Consider the following 18209-nt stretch of genomic DNA (forward strand, 5'->3'; position numbering starts at 1 on the left):
GGGTCTGGGATTACATATAGTAATTTTGTTTCTTTTTATTTTCTTTATACAACCTAAAGGATTCCTCAACAGCTTTCTTTTCTGACACTTGAGCTACTGCCACATCCCACCATGCAAAACCTGGAACACTCTTTTTTCGATCTACTTCTATATAAATCAAAGTTGTACGATCAACGAGCTTTGCTACTTTCAAAGCTGCCTTGAACTCTTGGATATTTTCGGTTCTTATGACATGAGCTCCCATGCTTTCTGCATTTTTCACATAGTCAATAGGTAGCATCCCACCATCGAGTTGACCCGTTTCTTCGTTTCTGTACCGATAATATGTACCAAAACCCTCATCTCCCAGTGATTCTGATAAACTCCCAATACTGGAATAACCATCATTATTGAGCAATACAATCGTTAACTTTTGCTTTTCTTGTATGGAGGTTACAATCTCTTGGGACATCATGAGATAACTGCCATCTCCTACTAATACGTATACTTCACTTTCGGGCTTTGCCATTTTTGCCCCTAGCCCCCCCGCAATTTCATAACCCATGCAAGAATATCCATATTCCAAATGAAATCCTTTACTATTTCTGGTACGCCACAATTTATGAAGATCTCCAGGTAGACTTCCGGCCGCACAAATCATAATATCCTCTGCGTCTGAAAATGAATTGACCGCACCGATTACTTCTCCTTGAAAGGCAGGTGTCTTATTTTGCTCCGTATAGATATCAGAAACATAGGTATCCCAACTTGAATTGAATTCCTCGATCAGTTGTTGGTAATCTTCATTTACCTTATAGTCCAGTAATAAGCTATCCAACTCTTCCAAGATTGCTTTAGCGTCGCCGATTAAGGGCAGAGCACCATGTTTGAACGAATCGAACTCGGCAATGTTGATATTTATAAACTTGACATTGCGGTTCTGGAACGCAGATTTGGAAATAGTTGTAAAATCACTGTATCGTGTTCCGATTCCAATTACCAAATCGGAATCCTTCGCTATCGCTATTGCACCCGGGGTACCAGTAACTCCGGCAGCACCAAGGTTTTGGGGCTCGTTGTAATTTAAAGCCCCCTTACCCGCATAGGTCTCAACCACAGGCATCCCTGTTCTGTTGACTATTTTTTTAAGTATTTCCGTCGCCCCACTGTAAATGGTACCTCCCCCTGCAACAATAAGGGGTCTTTTGCATGCTTTAATCAATTGTATCGCCCTCTCCAACAGCAATATATCGGCCCTGGGCCGACCAATATGCCAAACTTTTTTTTGGAACATCTGACAAGGGAAATCAAAAGCTTCGGCTTGGACATCCTGAGGAATACTCAAGGTTACAGCTCCCGTTTGAGACTGTGATGTCAATACCCTCATAACCTCTGGCAAAGCGGTTATCAATTGCTCTGGACGATTGATCCGATCCCAATATGCGGAAACGGGCTTAAAACAATCGTTCACTGAAATATCTTGTGTTGTTGAAGATTCCAGCTGTTGTAGCACAGGGGCAACATGTCTGGTAGAAAATATATCGCCGGGAATCAGTAATACAGGAATTCTGTTGATGGTAGCTCCAGCGGCCCCCGTGACCATATTTGTTGCACCGGGACCGATGGAAGAGGTGCACACCATGGTCTGCAGGCGATTTTTAACCTTCGCATAGGCCGCGGCCGCATGTACCATTGCCTGTTCGTTCCGGGCAACGTAAAAAGGAAAATCGGGTGTTTGATGCAATGCCTGTCCTATTCCGGCAACATTACCATGCCCAAGGATACCAAAACATCCTGCAAAGAATTCATTGGTCTCCCCATCACGTTCAACGTGTTGGTTTTTAAGGTATTCTATAGTGGCCTGCGCTACTGTTAGTCTCTTTGTTTTCATTTAAATAAAGATTAAAAACCGCCATTTTTATCTATAAATGCCATGGACTCTTCCAAGGTCGGCATAAAATTTGCGCATCCTTTTTGAGTTACGACCTGCGCTCCGCTCGCATTTCCCATACGGCAGGCCTTGTACAAATTCCAATTTTGTAGTAGACCATAAACAAAACCACTGGCAAAAGCGTCCCCGGCCCCAAGAACATTGAGTACTTCAACGGGAAACCCCGGCACATCCTGTCTGGACTTGTTCCTCTCACAAATGGTAGCTCCATCTTTTCCTCTTTTTACAATCAAGGTCTCTATTCCTAATGCTAAGATTTGTTCTATGGATTTGTCTATATCACCTGTTATCTCCGGTGATGAAATTTGTTGGTCCTTTATAGATACTTGATCAACATTATGGATAGTTGCCGCAATTATTTCTTCTTCGGTACCAATTGCAATTTTTACCCTTGGCAGGATGGCGCGAATCGTAAGTCCATATGCCCGATAATCATGCCATTGGTCGGCCCTAAAGTCAAGGTCAAGGATTACATCCACATTATTTTTGACAGCAATTTCCGAAGCATGGAATCCTGCGCTTCGCGTGGGTTCAACATTCAAAGCCGTTCCGCTTAACATTAATATGCGATAATTTTGAATGTTAGCATTATCAACATCGTCTATATCGATTTGGCTGTCCGCGGCATTCTCCCTGTAAAAAACCAAGGGGAACCTATCTGGTGGTTCAATACCCAGTACCACAGCACTGCTCCTTGAACCTTCCTTTATTGGGATGCACTTTGTGCCAACTCCTTCTTTTTGCAAAAAATTGACAATAAACTCACCGACCTTGTCATTGCCCACCGCAGTTAGCAAACTGGTACTTGTACCCAAACGAGAACAGCCCACTGCTATGTTCAAAGGAGATCCCCCAACAAAAGCATCGAAACCTTTGATATCGACAAATGACGAACCAACATTTTGTGAATATAGGTCTATAGAAGATCGTCCGAATGTAATCACATCTCTTTTTTCGGTTTTCATCAATCGGTATTTTCTTGATTAAAATTCATTTCTGCAGTTACCAAGGGCAATCGTTGGTCTTTATTCGACCATGAGCCATATATCCATTCGTGATCAGGGTCCGTTGTATTTGCCAGACACTGATCGGTCCCTGCCAAAAAGTTGAGATAGTAACAATGGAATCCGTGTTCCGCCACAACCGGATGGAACCCTTTTGGAATCAATACAACTTCATTATGCCTTGGTCGAACAATTTCATCCAAAGACCTATCCTTTGTATATACCTGTTGTATGGCATAGGCCTCGGGTTTTTGAAATTTATAAAAATATGTTTCCTCTTGTATGGGTTCCAAAACCGTCCCGTCATCACCAACAATCCGTTCATCGTGTTTGTGCGCGGGGAAAGAGCTCCAATTTCCAGATGGGGTGTACACCTCGCGGACAACTATTCTGTCACAACCAAATCCCGGTGGAACTAGATCATTGAACTGTCGAGTGGCATTGTCCCCTCCAAAAATCACAATCGGTGTGTTTTCCGGGGTAACAAATTTTGGCGGGTAATCCTGCTCTGCGTTGCACCAGCCATAGGCAATATCCAAAGTTTCACTAACCGCTTTCAAACTGAATTTAGTGTGCCTGGGCAAATATAGGGTATGTGCCACACCTTTAAATACATTTTTACGCCCGTTCAAAGTCTTCCAATGCCCCTTATTGCTCTCAACTTCAAAATTTCCACCGAGCAATACAATTACCATTTCGGTATCAAGGGTATCGTGAACCCATTCATCATCCTTTTTCATTAGCCTGGCTTCAAAACCCAAATATTTCCAATTAGCCGATTCAGGGGTAATCCGATGATATATTTCAGCGTCGGTTTTAGGTTTTACCAATAGTTGAGATTCTCCTGTCATCCTATTTCAATTAAAGTTTTTTGCCTTTCCATTTGCCTTAAACATCTTAAACTTATTAACCATGAATTCCTCATAGGCATCCATATATTCACTGCCCGGTATGACGGGGTCGAATAAATCCGGGGAATCCCTAAAAAACTCCCGATGCACCCGTGTCCATAGAAGTCTAGTGTCTGTTGCTATATTTATTTTAACAACCCCATAACCGATGGATTTGACCACCTCATCCGGATCAACACCGGAAGCGTCCTCTCCTAGGATTCCTCCACTGTTGTTAATACGTTTTATTTCTTGCAGGTTTACCGCTGACCCACCATGTAGTACGATTGGAAATCCAGGCAAACGGTCTTGGATTTCGCTTAAAATGTCAAATTGCAGGCCCTGATTTCCGGAAAACTTATATGCCCCGTGACTGGTTCCGACCGCTACGGCCAAACTATCGCATTGTGTCTCACTGACGAACCTTTCCACCTCGTCCGGGTTCGTATACTTAGCATATTTTTCTTCGATTGAAATATCGTCCTCTACCCCTCCGAGCACGCCAAGCTCTGCCTCTACACAAACATTCAACTCGTGTGCATTCTGGACAATCCTTTTAGTTCTTTTAACGTTGTTTGCAAAATCATCATGAGACGCATCAATCATAACAGACTGATAGCCACCGGAGTCCAGGGCGTCCTTTATATGCGACTCATCACCGTGATCTAGGTGTATGGCAAAAACCGCATCTTTATATAAATCAGCAGCAGCGTTCACCATGGCCAAGACCATCCCGGGAGATGCATAATTTCTAGCTTTGGGGGTCAGTTGTACTATAAAGGGTGCCGAAGCCTTTTCACCAGCACGAAACAAAGCAAGCACCTGTTCCATGGTAAATACATTTACCGCGGCAATTCCATACTTGCCGTAACAATTTTCAAACATGAGCTTGGGTGAAACCAACATTTTTTTTTAGGGTTTGTCGTTACTTTTTACTCAGGTCAAGATAAGGACAATAGCGCTAATAAAAGGTCGAATTCGGCCAAAGTCAATGCAAAGGTTTGCAGAAGAAAGTGGTTAAAATTCTTCGACAAGTCGATTGTCGATTATGGAAACCCACAAATAATTCAATAAGTAAAAAATTGGATCGAATCGTTGTTCCGGGCAACCGCAATAATGGGTTCGCCCCGCACCCGAAACGTATTGAAATCCCGGATTTGACCTTCCAGAAATAGGCCGCTCGCTTGATAGGGTATTTTCTCAAAATTACGATTACCTGACCCTTTTAGGACTACTCCATAACTTGCATCATATCTCCCTACCTCCGGTTTGACACCATGTAAATTGCCTCCCAGTATCAAGTCCTTTTTTCCATCATGGTCGAAATCATCAACAGTTACTGCATATACCGGGGAGAGTTGGGCCTCTATGGGCAATGGTTCCAATACAAACCCGTCATTTTTGTTGTTCCACAGTATAACACTTTCCAAGATCACTGCACTATGTACAATGGACCTCCCAAGTTCCTCTGCGGTAAAAATATCCTCTATCCGCTGTTCCTTATAGGACTCATACTTAAGATACTTTTTCTTAAGGTTGGGCAACTGCATCACCAAATCATGGCGCAATACCGTAGGGTACGAGACCCCATCGTTATAGGTACAAATAATCTGCTCTATGGCCCCATTGTTGTCAAAATCATTGACATAACATGTAATAGGTTCCTCAACTGATGCTTTGAACCTTGAATTCAGACCATGGTTGCCAAGGACGAAGTCGGTAAAACCATCCCCGTCCATGTCTTCAGCATGTACGGTGTTCCACCAACCAGAGGTGTTTTCAAGTCCAATGCTTTCAGAGACATCCTTGAAAGTCCCTTTGTCATTCTCGAACAATTTTACCGGCATCCATTCACCGACCACCATCAGGTCAGCGTCGCCATCCCTGTCATAATCGGCCCAACATGCGTCGGTGATCATTCCAAGGCCGGATAATTCGGGACATTTGTCCATGGTCACATTCGAGAAATTGCCGTCGCCATCGTTTTCAAGGATATACCCGTTCTGGGGCACTCCCAATTCTCCCGGACGCAATCTAACGCCAACAAACAGATCTTGATCGCCATCATTATCATAGTCATTCACCGTGACCACGGACGTACTTTCCGGCTTTCCATTTGGTAGGTATTGGCTGGACTTGCTAAAAACACCCTTGCCGTTGTTTACATAAAACCGATCCAACAAAGCCAATGAATTTGCCGAAAACTCGCTTCCTCCACTGGTAACATATAGGTCTTTGTCCCCATCCCCATCAGCATCGAAAAAAACACAGTCTGTATCCTCACTCTCGGCGTCCATTTCAAAGACCGACCGACTTGTGGGACTGAACTCTCCAGTAACATCTTGTAGGAAGAGTTGACCAGGTGAGTCCTTCGCTCCACAGATATAAAAATCCATTAAACCATTGCCATCCACATCCGCAACCGCCATTTTTGGCCCTTCCGTAGATCGCATATGGTATACCAATCGATCTCTATCGAAATCCGAGTAGTTATTCTCTTTATGGGAAAAATCAATGTCCATCCGACCAGTGACATTACTGAATATTGGCTTGCTCCCATTCAATTTCCGTGAATCTATTTTCTTGGATGTGGCCATGGGTTCTTCAACAATCAAGGTTTGATTGGTTTTTACATTGGTCAATTTTGTTATCCCACCATTTGGCCACTCGATTGAGACAGTATCTATCACGGACAAACTTCCAAGTCCGAAATTAAGGTTGGGGTCCACAGAGGACTGAAAACCTCTGTTGAGGAACTGTTCAAGGTAAAACATTTGGTTCTTGGCCTTCAATGTCGCCTTTGCCCCAACGGCGAGCCTATTCTTTGAATCACTCCTTAAGACCAGTTTTAAATAGCTATTGCCGCTTTCCAACCTATCCGTACGGTTTTTGTAGATAAACGGTGACATGCTAACATTGTTGACGACCAAGTCCAAATCACCATCATTATCAAGATCACCGTATGCCGCACCATTGGAATGGCTGGGTTTATCAAGGCCCCATTCCCCGGTCTTGTTTATAAAATCCAGACCCTTACTCCCAGCATAGGCGTAATTGGGAATACGGTTGATCGGGATCATATCGATCAACTGCTTATAGTCAACACCATCCTCCTTGACTATCATCCTGGCAACTTCTTCGTTCGCAACATAGTTGATGTAATCTTGGTTTAGTATATCCTGGGCAAGACCATTGGTTATATAAAGATCCTTATTGCCATCATTATCATAGTCCTGAATCAAGGAACTCCAGCTCCAATCGGTAGCTTCAACACCAGAGTACCTGCCGACCTCGCTAAATGTGGTCCTTTGGTTGGAATCAACACCATTGTTGCGATGCAGCATATTGCGCGTAAACTGATGATAATAACCGTTTTTTAAGTTGTGCTGGTACTTGTCCCAATCCTCAAAGGTCATGGTGGTTTTAAATCGGGCATCACCTTCCGGGAGCATTTCCGAGACAAAGACCTCGGGGTAGCCGTCGCCGGTCATGTCCGATATGTCCAACCCCATGGAGGCGGCACTTATACTACGCATTTGTTTTTCCAGTTCCTCCCTGAACGTCCCGTCCCCATTGTTCATATAGATGTAGTCCCGTTCAAAAAAATCATTGGATATATACAGATCGGGCCAGCCATCCCTGTTCAGGTCACTCACCGAAACCCCTAGACCAAACCCGATCTCACTCCCATAAATTCCTGCCGACTCACTCACGTCCTCAAAAAGACCATCATTGTTCCTATAGAGTTTGTCCCCGCCCAGGACGTCCCTGATCGGCCTTTCATTTACTTGGAGGTTAAAGCTGGCTATTGACCGGTACGAATTGTTCAGTAGATAAAGGTCCAAGTCCCCGTCTTGGTCATAATCAAAAAATGCGGCATGGGTGGAGTATCCTTTGTCCGCCAACCCCAGTTCTTCCGCCCGTTCCGAAAATGTTCCGTCTTGGTTGTTTATGAAGAACTCGTTTTGTTTGTTGTCCCCTTGTACATCTCCCGAATTGCACACATATATGTCCAACCAACCATCGGCATTTATATCCACCATGGAAACCCCTGTGGACCATGCTTTTTCACCACCAACTTGGGCCGCCTCGGTTATATCCTCAAACTCGAAATTCCCTTTGTTCAAATAAAGTTTATTGGAAACTAGGTTTCCCGTAAAATAAATATCGAGGAGGCCGTCATTATTTATATCACCCAGACCAACCCCGCCACCGTTATAGTAATTCCTATATTTATATATATTGAACTCTTTGGTGTATGTTATTGTATTTTGAAAATCAATCTTGGTATGATTGCTTTCCATTAATTCAAACAGCGTTTGATTGACATTACCATCGGTGTTTTTACAGCTATTCACCAGTAATGTCAACATTATAAAAAGAAAAAGTTCTGTTGTCTTCATTTTTCTGTTTGTTTGAAAAATTTCAACGTATTGTTGTTACGTGCAATGATCAAATACTTTTTGCCCGATATATCAATGGCCTCCATATCCCTTATTTCCCCCTTAACAAAGAAACCCGTTTGTGATGTTGGACTTATTGACATGGACCTATCATTATTAACTTCAATTACATTTCCATACGAGCTAGCGTAAATGCCAAACTGGGGTTTGACCCTAAATTGATTTCCTCCCGTAATTATTTCCTTCTTTCCATCATTGTCTATATCGTGAAAAAAGATACTGTATATAGGAGATAATTGGGCTTCCACAGGAAGGTCAATCATATCAAAACCATTCCCTTTTTGGTTAAACAACACTTTTGAAGCTGTAGTATTGACTTTTAATCTTAAAGCCTTAGTAAGTTGTTCTTCGGTAAAAATATCTGCAACCGTTTTCTCCTTGTAGCTATTGTATTTCAAATATCTTTTTAGCAAATATGGCATCTGTGCTGTGAGTTCCGGTTTGGTTGCTATAGGATACTCTTCATTGTTTTTAAAGACTGATACAATATGATCTATTTTCCCATTGGCATCAAAATCATTTATCCGCAGGGAGACCGGTTCTTTGGGTGATGCCCTGAACTGCGAGTTCAGGCCCAGGTTTCCCACCACTAGGTCCGGATACCCATCCTGGTCCAAGTCTTCCGTCTCAAGGGTGTTCCAAAACCCATGCGCGGTTTCCAAACCCAGCTCTTGGGTCACGTTCTTTAGGCTTCCCCCGTCGTTCTCAAAACATGTAACGGGCATCCACTCGCCACAGAGGAACAGATCCAAGTCACCATCCCTGTCATAATCCGACCAAAGGGCATCGGTGACCATCCCCAGTTGGTGCAGTCCGGTTGTCCGGTCGGTAGCTACCTGTTCAAAATTACCCTTGCCATCATTTTCCAGTATATAACTATCAGCAGGTAGACCGTAGGTAGAGGGCACCACCCTTCCACCGACAAAAATATCCGCATCCCCATCATTATCGTAATCACCTACCGCTAAACAAGAAGTACTACCCAATATTTTTGGCAGTGCCGATGATTTTTTAAAGTTCCCCTTACCATCATTGAGATAAGCCCTGTCCGCCAAGGCAAAAGATGCACTTGAAAATTCATAACCTCCACTTGCTACAATAAGATCTAGGTCACCATCATTGTCAAAATCCAGAAAAGTTGCATCCGTGTCTTCGGATTGTTTGTCGGCAATGAACACATCAGTTTGAAGCTCTTTAAAATCACCTTCAGTGGTACCTAAGAATAATTTTCCTTCAAATCCTTTGGCCCCACCGACATAAAAATCCTGATTTCCATCTTTATTGACATCTCCAATTGCAAGTTTGGGGCCTTCGTTGGATATCATTTGGTAGATCAAGTTGTCATTGTTGAAGTCAGAATAATTATTTTCCCTGTGGGTATGGGCGAGCTTCATTTGGGGTGTAACATCAATCAAATTGGTGTCGAATGTTTCTCGGGGCACCGGCTGTATTGAATTTACTTTATACGCATCTGTTTTCAAAAAGGAGATTGTGGTGTCAACCTTAATATTGCTCATCATTTGTTTTTCCCCATCGGGCCATAACAATTCCAATGAATCTACTTTAACATTTTTGCCAAGCCCAAAATGTAACCTGTTATCTACAGTGGACATCGAACCCCTCTGAGGGTACAGCTCTTGGAAAAATTGCCTCCCCCCTGACCATAAAGTAACCTGAGACCCAACAGCAAAGGGATTTCTAGCGTCCATTCTTAAATCGATTTGCAAAAAATGATTTTGCTTATCATTACTATTATTTCTATAGATAAAAGGGGGCATATTGATGTTGCTTACCACTAGGTCAAGATCTCCGTCGTTGTCCAAGTCTCCATAGGCAGAACCGTTGGAGAACCCTGATTGACCGACCCCCCAACCTTGGGCCACGTCCTGATAACCATATCCATCCTGTTTTCTATACATACCATTTGGAATGGGCACCGAAGGCATTAAATCAACAAGTTCGGTAATTACGTCCCCTTTTTCGCGAAAGGTTTTTTTTATATGTTCACTATTGGAGTAGAAATTAACATAATCCCCGTCCGTCAAATCTTTGTAGATGCCATTGGTCACAAATATTTCCTTGTTCCCGCTATTATCAAAATCCGCCAGTAAAACGCCCCAACTCCAATCGGTGGCATCCACACCTGCCGCCCTTGAAACTTCACTAAATGTAATCTGGTCCATGGCCGCGGAGGTGGAAAGGTTGTTTATTTGAAAGGTATTTCTAGGAAACTGTCTGTGATACCCGTTCCCCACTTTCAATCTATACGTGTCCCAGCTATCAAAAACCACTTTGGTCTTTAATCTTCCTTCATCTTTAGGGAGCATTTCCGTAACATAGATATCAGGGAAACCATCATGGTTCATATCGGAAATATCAACACCCATTGCTCCCTGGCTAATTTCGGGAATGGCTTGGACCAACTGCTCATCAAAAGTTCCGTCTCCGTTATTTATATATAAGTAGTCACGTTCAAAAAAATCATTGGCGATATATATATCGGGCCATGCATCCCTATTTACATCACCAATGGACACACCTAGCCCGTACCCTATCACACTTCCATAAATTCCCGCTTGCTCACTTACATCCGTAAATCCAGTCCCGTCGTTTCTGTATAGTTTGTTACTGCCGCTTCTGTCCCTCTTCCTTCGCAGCTCATTACCCGAATCAAGTATGATTTCACTGGGGTAAATGGAATTGTTCAATAAATACATATCCAAGTCTCCATCCTTGTCCATATCAAAAAATGCGGCATGGACAGATAGTCCTATATCATCAATACCATACTCGGCAGCACTTTCTACAAACAATGGTATTCCTTCCCTATTATTTCCTTTATTGATAAAAAGTTCATTATGCCTATTTTCACCTTCTGGTTTTCCAGCTTTACAAACATATATATCCAATTTCCCATCTCCGTTTACATCAATTATGCTAACTCCGGTAGACCATACATCAGCGCTGATTAAACCAGAAATATGAGTCACTTCCTCAAACTTAAAATCTCCTCTATTGAGGTAAAACTTATTGTTGACCTGATTCCCACTAAAAAAAATATCCAACAAACCATCTCCATTTAGGTCACCTAACCCAACACCAGCTCCGTTATAAAACCCTTTATACAGGTAAACGTTGGATTCATTGTCATGTATAAGGTTGTTTTCGAAATCTACACCAAGTGCCTTGTTATCCAATAGTTGAAAGAGAGGTTCCCCACTAGTGGAATCAACTCTACTACATGATTGAAATAAAAACAAGAAAAAAAAGTATGCTATTACCATATGAACATAACCCCCATCTTTTCTATGAAGTAATTGAATAAGAAATTTCAGAACCAACAGTGATAATTTTTATGTTACCAATAAAAAATTGACAAACCGCATTAGTATAAAGATAAATATATGTTTGTGAATGTCAGGATTTTCAATGCAAAGGTTTGCACTATCATTTTAAGTTTAAACATGCACTTTTAGTATCTTGAATGAGTGTACAAATACTTAATTTCACAAAAGGAATCCATTATGAAAAAACTAAAACTCAATTTGACTATGAAGCATCTCACCAAGGGTGCTTTGACTTTATTGGCAATTATCCTATTTCAATCGAACATCCATGGTCAACAACTTTACGAAGGAAAGGTTATTATGGCCGTATTTGCCCATCCCGATGATGAAGGATCAGTGGCTCCTATTTTAGCAAAATATATAAGAGAAGGAGCCACAGCCCATTTGGTAATCGTAACTGATGGAAGGTACGGGACCAATGACCATCATGACCACGTAGCTGGGGAAACCCTAGTCGCGACTAGAAAAGAAGAGATGAAATGCGCCGCAGAAAAATTGGGGGTGATTTTGCATCATTGGGATTATCATGACCAACTAAGAGCTGGGGAAGGGTATGACGGACATGTACCCCATGCAAGAAAAATGATCCTGCAACTCTATAACCTAGTCGAAAGTGTCAAACCGGATGTTTTGATCACTTGGGGACCTGATGGAGCATCAACCCATATGGACCACAGGTTAGTGGGAGCTACCGTAACGCAAGTATTCTTAGCCAAGGACTGGGGCGAAAAACCAGGATCTCTCTACTATTATGGCACTCCCTCTGGATTAATCACGGACCCCGCAAGTAGAATATTAAGGGGTCAAGCTAAAAAATTCTTGCGCACAAAAATATCTTACACCCAAGAAGATCTGGACAAATCATTTAATTCAATCAAATGTCATTATAGTCAGATGCCTCCAAATATGAAAAAAGAAGATTATGAAAAAAGAAGGGCATCAAATGGTATGTATGTATATTTACGAAAATTTGAAGGTCCGACAAAGGATTCAAATTCTATCTTCGATTAATCAAACCTAGGATTTTTAACTTCCACAAGTAAAGGGGCATCGTTCTTTCTGGTCACCAGAAGAATCGGGTGCTCCTTTTTTTGATTCAACAATTTTACATCACGTGATTCCCCTGGAACCACCCAACCGGATAGTTTTGGTGACACAGGTAAAAAACTGCCTTTACCATCACCTTTTAGGAAATTTCCATAAGACGCATCTGCCCTTCCGATACTGGACCTAAAACTGTAATTGTTACCAATGGTCACAATATCAATATTGTTATCTCCATCAAAATCCCCAGTTTCAAATCCATAAACTGGTGCCCATTGTACCTGTTCCGGAAGGAATTTAACCACAAACTCTTTGTTCCTTATGTTCTCGAGCCATACCGATTCGAGCATTTGGGCCGATTTGTATTCCATACCCTCCCTCATGGAGACTGTAAGGAGTTCTGATAAGGTTTTTGAAGCAAAATCACTATAAGTATTAAATTGTTTGCGCAGTGAGACCATTTGCCCTTTTAATTCATCCAACCCCTCGTACGGCCACTCCTTGCCTTCTTTCCAATAAGTAAAAATCAAATCGGTACTTCCATTACCGTCAAAATCATTGACATATAGCCCCAAAGGGTGGTCCAATGTTGGTTGGAAACCTGAATTGGTTCCTTGGTTACCCACAATCAAATCCAGATCATTGTCCTTATCCATATCTTCCACATGAACGGTATTCCACCATCCAGAGGTATTGTCCAAATTGTGTACTGAAAATTCTCTATCTTCAAAGGAAACAAACGTTATCGGCATCCACTCCCCCACAACTGCCAGTTGTTTTTTATCCCTTAAGAATACGGCATCGGTGACCATCCCCAGATTCAATGCATTGTTTACATCTACATCCGCAACCAACTTACCATTGCCATCATTCCAAAGTATACTACTCTTTGATGTAATACCGTATTTGCCCGGTAGAAATCTGACCCCTACAAAGAGGTCTACATTTCCATCAAAATCAAAATCATCGGCCAACACCATTGCTCCATTTATATCAGCATGGTAATCGCCGCTAAAAAATTCAAAATTTCCTTTGCCGTCGTTAAGGTAGATACGGTTCAACGATTTTGAATCCTGGTCAGTGCCAAAACCACTCAATACAAACAGGTCAAGATCACCATCGGCATCGAAATCAAAAAAAACGGCATCCGCATCCTCATAATCCTTATCCTTAGTAAAGGATGGAGAATCCTTCTTGAAAAAATGACTTTCAGAATTGGGCTCTTGTATATAAAGATGGCCTTCCTGCATTGCGGGGCCACAAATGTATAAGTCGGTCAAACCATCGCCATCAACATCACCCACAGCCACTTTGGGGCCTTCCGAGGATAGTTTCTGCAACAACAGACGTTCGGTGGTAAAATCACTTTGATATGTGCTTTTATGACTGTATGCCATATCACCAAACTCTTTAACTTCAAAAGTTTTCTGGATTACCTCTGACTTTATTTCAGTATGGTGTGCATCCTTATAATCGATGTCCATAATGGCATCGACTCCCAGATCATAGAACGTTTGAACTTTTCCATCGGGCCATAAGACCTCAAGATCATCTACCGAATTTCTCTGCTCCCACCCAAAATGTATGTCCGTGCTTACGGAGGACAACCATCCCCTACTGGTATATTGTTCGATTGTTTGTACGCTGCCATCTTTCATAGTCAAAGTAACCTTGGCCCCAATAGCGTCCTTATTGTCTTTAGGACCAATAAGATTGATTTTTAAATGGTTGTTGGCATTGAGTTCCCGTGCACGGTTCTCGTACAGGCTTGCCGGGGCGTTAAGATTGTTGACAATGATATCAAGATCTCCATCATTGTCGAGGTCGGCATACGAAGCACCCATAGAATAACCTGTGTAATCCAACCCCCATTCAGTTGAGACATCTTCAAAATCCAGACCTGTTGTGTTCCGGAATGCAAAATTAGTGACGGCACCGTCGGGCATTTTTTTGGATAGCTCTAAGTCAGATAAACTCTTTGAATACTCATTGTATGCAAAATTTATATAATCCAGATCATTAGGTCTTCTTAAAATACCATTGGTAATCAATAGATCCTTCATACCATCATTATCAAAATCAGCAAGAAGTGGTCCCCAGCTCCAATCTGTTGCATCCAAACCTTGAAATTGGGCAATCTCACTAAATTGAGGAATAGATCCCAAGATATTGCCTCTGTTCAATTGCATCATGTTTCGAGAATACTGGTGCTGATAACCAAAACCAAGACTATATTCATATATTTCAGGTGACAAATCGTTGGCGGACCTCTTTCTGACCGTCTCATCAAAAGGTTTCATGTCAACAGTAAAAATATCGAAAAGCCCATCATTGTTGATATCGGCAATATCCATCCCCATTGAAAACCTACTGGTATGACCAGTCGACACATTACCTTTCTCCAGAAATGTGCCATTGCATTGATTGTAGTACACAAAATCATTTTCATGAAAATCATTGGACACATAGATATCAGGACAACCGTTTCCATCCAGATCAGATATGGCAGCGGAAAGACCATAACCGGAAGCACCGCTATAGACCCCCGCTTGTTCACTTACATCAACAAAAGTACTGCCCATATTTTCCAATAATAAATCCCCTGAAAGTTCATCTCGTAATCTACGTGTCGATGGTCCTTGATAAACCTCAGGTTTATGTACCGCATGGCGGAGCAGATACACATCCAAATCGCCGTCCATGTCATAATCAAAAAAATAGGCTTGTTGGCCAAATCCCTTGATATCCAAACCATAATTTTTGGAAGATTCAGTAAATGTAAGGTCCTTGTTGTTTATATAAAGTAAGTTATGTCCTTTTAAATGCTTGTAATTACTGACCATACTGATATAGATATCCAAATAACCATCTGCATTCACATCGACCATGGTAACACCTGTTGTCCATGTATCTTCACCATGAAGACCTTCCGCATTTGAGGATAAGGTAATATCTTCAAAAACCATATCCCCTTTGTTAAGGTAAAGATGGTTTTGAAGTTGATTTGCGGTAAAATATATATCCGGTAGCCCATCGTTGTTGATATCCCCAATGGCAACACCCCCTCCATTATAAGCATAAAGGTATTCGACAATGTTTAGATTATCCGTAAATATGACTTCGTTTAAAAAGTCAATACCACTCTTGCTCGCATCAACTGGAGTAAACATCGTTTCTTCCGTTTTTGTGCAGCCAACAGCCAAACATATCAACGGGAATAGAAATCCTAGTAGAACTTTATACATAACAATAGATTACTTTTAATATTCTTCAGAAGTACCATTCTAAATTACAGCCAATTGAAGTGATTATATATGTGATAGGCTAATTTCATCACAATTGATTCTCATCACGTGATTGCGATGATAAATCAAAATAAAGAACGATTACCTTATTACGAAAATCATCCTTGTAAATGGATATTCTTTGATTACCTTGAACCCAGACATAAGCGATTTTATTTTCACTTTTCTCCGATGAAATCTGCAAATCATATTCTCCGTGTTTTTCCACGTACATATCAACGACCTCAGATTGAAGCTTGTCCATTGTATATTCTGAATTCCACGGTGCAAAAGCTGCATAGGTATATTCCAATGGCAGTTCGGTTATTATTCCCTGTTCAAACTTTGGATAAAAATTTATGTTGTACCGTTTCTCGTTCTTTACGATCTCATAAAATACCGAGGTATTAAATGCACCTTCCTTAAAAACCCCTTGTTTGTTCAACTCCCAACAATGCGCAAAAAACTCCCGTTTGTTCATACCAAACCTAATCCCGTGGATCAATGTATCGTTTTTTACCCCAGTGTCCAACTCCTTATTAACCAAGGCTTTATATTCACCAACCCTATCACAGCCAAAACAGCAAACCATTATATATACAACTACCGATAAAAAAGAATAAAATCTCCAATTCATTGCTGTTACTAAAATTTAAGAAGACAAAAAAACCAAGCTAATTGTTATATTAACCTGGTCTTAATTTAACTAAATTAAACAAACTAACTTAAAACTTAATATCCTGGATTTTGCTGCAGATTAGGATTGGCTTCCAATTGACTTCTGGATATTGGGAAAAGATTCACATGATCACTTGGGTCTGCGGGCTTAAATTCCCATGCGTCATTGAAGGTGCCAAATCTAATCTGATCTTGTCTTCTGTATCCTTCAAAGGCGGTTTCCCTACCCCTTTCGTCCAATAGCACATCAAGGGTCAATGAAGCAAAAGTCGGAACTCCTGCCCTTTCCCTAATCATATTTACCAAAACCAATGCATCCGCTTCATTTCCTAATCTAAATTCCGCCTCTGCTTTAGTCAATAATATATCCCCATATCGAAATACCGGAAAATCGTTGTTCATAGCGGCGGGATCGCCTCCCGACTCAAATTCAAATTTCCCTATACGCGTACCTTCCTGTCGCAATGCTGTACGTAAACCAGTAATTTCGGGAGTAAACTCTATTGGAGGTCCATTGGGATCGGTAGGTTCCGCACTTGCATCTTCCAATGGATTGCCACTTGAATCAAATTGTGGACCAACTACAAAACTTTGTTTTCGGACATCGTCATCATCAAATTTATTGTAAAAATCTTCTAACGAAGAGTATCCATTCCATGGTTGTTGGGTAAAGTTATATGTTTTTTGACTTTCATAGTGCAATGTCCTTACAGCAATGCTCATACCTCCGGAAAACACCCTGTCATAAACAAAAACAAAAATATTTTCTGAAGAACTTTCATTGTCTATGCTAAAGTTATCAAAATAGCTGGATGCAAGATTATAGTTTCCAGATTCAATGATAGCATCCGTATGTTCTATCACCTTTTCCCATTCAGGGCTGCCCACATATACTTCAGCATTCAGATAAACTTTTGCCAACAATGCATGAGCTACCCATTTGTTGATCTTTCCATACGTTGAAGTTACATCGGTAGGTAAATCGTCAATTACAGACTCTACTTCGGTAGTAATAAAACTAAAGATCTCTGCTCTGGTATTGTTCGCTGGGTTTTCCTCGGCATCAACAAATGATATGACCAATGGCACGTTCCCATAAATATCCATAAGATGATAGTAATTGAAAGCTCGCAAAACTTTTAATTCCTTGACGGTTTGCAAGGCAGCATCTGTTCCTGTCTGCTCCAACTGATAAATAATTCGATTGACATTATTGATTCCTGTATACAACGGACCCCAGCTAAAGTTCGCATAAAAATCATCCGGTTGAAAATCATGTTCATGCATTCTAGCCCATTGTCCATTTTCTGCCCAGTCCGTACCTCGCGTTGGAACCACTCCTTCATCGGATGATACTAGACTTGTTACCCATGGACCTCCGATCCAACCACCATAACTCGAATAAGCAGCACCTACCAAAGCAGTCACCTCTTCTTCTGTTTGACCAAATTCAGAGCTTAAAACCTCTGTATAAACTTCTTCATCCAAATCACAACTGACAAATAGCGTAAATGCTATAAAGACCAACAAATGTGTATAATATTTTTCTTTTAATAACATATCTTTTGT

The 18209-nt window shown here is 41.4% G+C and carries 10 protein-coding genes; 1 reads left to right on the forward strand and 9 read right to left on the reverse strand.

Translation table 11 applies throughout. The annotated features are described in order from the left end of the window. Positions 1 to 10 precede the first annotated feature (10 nt). From iolD to MJO53_RS03270, 6 genes are all read right to left on the reverse strand, one after another. A complete protein-coding gene (gene iolD, locus MJO53_RS03245; protein WP_252080466.1) occupies positions 11 to 1870 on the reverse strand; it encodes a 3D-(3,5/4)-trihydroxycyclohexane-1,2-dione acylhydrolase (decyclizing) in 1860 nt (619 codons plus the stop codon). 11 nt (positions 1871 to 1881) lie between these two features. Further along, positions 1882 to 2895, reverse strand: coding sequence for a 5-dehydro-2-deoxygluconokinase (gene iolC, locus MJO53_RS03250; protein ID WP_252080467.1), 1014 nt, complete (start codon positions 2893 to 2895; stop codon positions 1882 to 1884). Further along, positions 2895 to 3785 carry a 5-deoxy-glucuronate isomerase gene (iolB, locus tag MJO53_RS03255; RefSeq protein WP_252080468.1) on the reverse strand — a complete coding sequence of 297 codons (891 nt, stop codon included), beginning with the start codon at positions 3783 to 3785 and terminating at the stop codon, positions 2895 to 2897. The genes iolC and iolB overlap by 1 nt, the downstream gene beginning before the upstream one ends. 6 nt (positions 3786 to 3791) lie before the next feature. Continuing rightward, positions 3792 to 4730, reverse strand: a complete 939-nt coding sequence (locus MJO53_RS03260) for a class II fructose-bisphosphate aldolase (RefSeq protein ID WP_252080469.1) — start codon at positions 4728 to 4730, stop codon at positions 3792 to 3794. Between the two features lie 161 nt (positions 4731 to 4891). Further along, a complete protein-coding gene (locus tag MJO53_RS03265; protein ID WP_252080470.1) occupies positions 4892 to 8227 on the reverse strand; it encodes a VCBS repeat-containing protein in 3336 nt (1111 codons plus the stop codon). Continuing rightward, positions 8224 to 11484 (reverse strand): VCBS repeat-containing protein, encoded by a 3261-nt coding sequence (locus tag MJO53_RS03270; RefSeq protein WP_252080471.1) that lies wholly within the window; start codon positions 11482 to 11484, stop codon positions 8224 to 8226. Before MJO53_RS03270 ends, MJO53_RS03265 begins: the two co-directional genes overlap by 4 nt. Positions 11485 to 11811: 327 nt before the next feature. Between MJO53_RS03270 and MJO53_RS03275 the strand changes: the two genes are divergently transcribed. After that, positions 11812 to 12645: a PIG-L deacetylase family protein gene (locus MJO53_RS03275; protein WP_252080472.1), complete on the forward strand. Its 834-nt coding sequence runs from the start codon at positions 11812 to 11814 to the stop codon at positions 12643 to 12645. Here MJO53_RS03275 and MJO53_RS03280 read toward each other — a convergent pair. The 3 genes from MJO53_RS03280 to MJO53_RS03290 form a co-directional block, all read right to left on the reverse strand. After that, positions 12642 to 15848, reverse strand: a complete 3207-nt coding sequence (locus MJO53_RS03280) for a VCBS repeat-containing protein (protein ID WP_252080473.1) — start codon at positions 15846 to 15848, stop codon at positions 12642 to 12644. The two genes, MJO53_RS03275 and MJO53_RS03280, sit on opposite strands and share 4 nt — an antisense overlap. A gap of 163 nt (positions 15849 to 16011) precedes the next feature. Continuing rightward, complete coding sequence (locus tag MJO53_RS03285) at positions 16012 to 16599, reverse strand: hypothetical protein (protein WP_252080474.1); 588 nt, start codon at positions 16597 to 16599, stop codon at positions 16012 to 16014. Between the two features lie 95 nt (positions 16600 to 16694). Then, on the reverse strand, positions 16695 to 18200 hold the full coding sequence (locus MJO53_RS03290) for a RagB/SusD family nutrient uptake outer membrane protein (RefSeq protein WP_252080475.1): 1506 nt from the start codon (positions 18198 to 18200) through the stop codon (positions 16695 to 16697). Positions 18201 to 18209: the final 9 nt, after the last annotated feature.

The organism is Flagellimonas marinaquae, assembly GCF_023716465.1.
GTDB lineage: Bacteria > Bacteroidota > Bacteroidia > Flavobacteriales > Flavobacteriaceae > Flagellimonas > Flagellimonas alginolytica.

What these genes read in the sequence shown, in the direction of transcription:
- MJO53_RS03275 (WP_252080472.1), top strand. Translation starts at nt 11,812, where the DNA reads ATGAAAAAACTAAAACTCAATTTGACTATGAAGCATCTCACCAAGGGT.
- MJO53_RS03265 (WP_252080470.1), bottom strand. Translation starts at nt 8,227, where the DNA reads ATGAAGACAACAGAACTTTTTCTTTTTATAATGTTGACATTACTGGTG.
- MJO53_RS03285 (WP_252080474.1), bottom strand. Translation starts at nt 16,599, where the DNA reads ATGAATTGGAGATTTTATTCTTTTTTATCGGTAGTTGTATATATAATG.
- MJO53_RS03280 (WP_252080473.1), bottom strand. Translation starts at nt 15,848, where the DNA reads ATGTTTACTCCAGTTGATGCGAGCAAGAGTGGTATTGACTTTTTAAAC.
- iolC (WP_252080467.1), bottom strand. Translation starts at nt 2,895, where the DNA reads ATGAAAACCGAAAAAAGAGATGTGATTACATTCGGACGATCTTCTATA.
- MJO53_RS03290 (WP_252080475.1), bottom strand. Translation starts at nt 18,200, where the DNA reads ATGTTATTAAAAGAAAAATATTATACACATTTGTTGGTCTTTATAGCA.
- iolD (WP_252080466.1), bottom strand. Translation starts at nt 1,870, where the DNA reads ATGAAAACAAAGAGACTAACAGTAGCGCAGGCCACTATAGAATACCTT.
- MJO53_RS03260 (WP_252080469.1), bottom strand. Translation starts at nt 4,730, where the DNA reads ATGTTGGTTTCACCCAAGCTCATGTTTGAAAATTGTTACGGCAAGTAT.
- iolB (WP_252080468.1), bottom strand. Translation starts at nt 3,785, where the DNA reads ATGACAGGAGAATCTCAACTATTGGTAAAACCTAAAACCGACGCTGAA.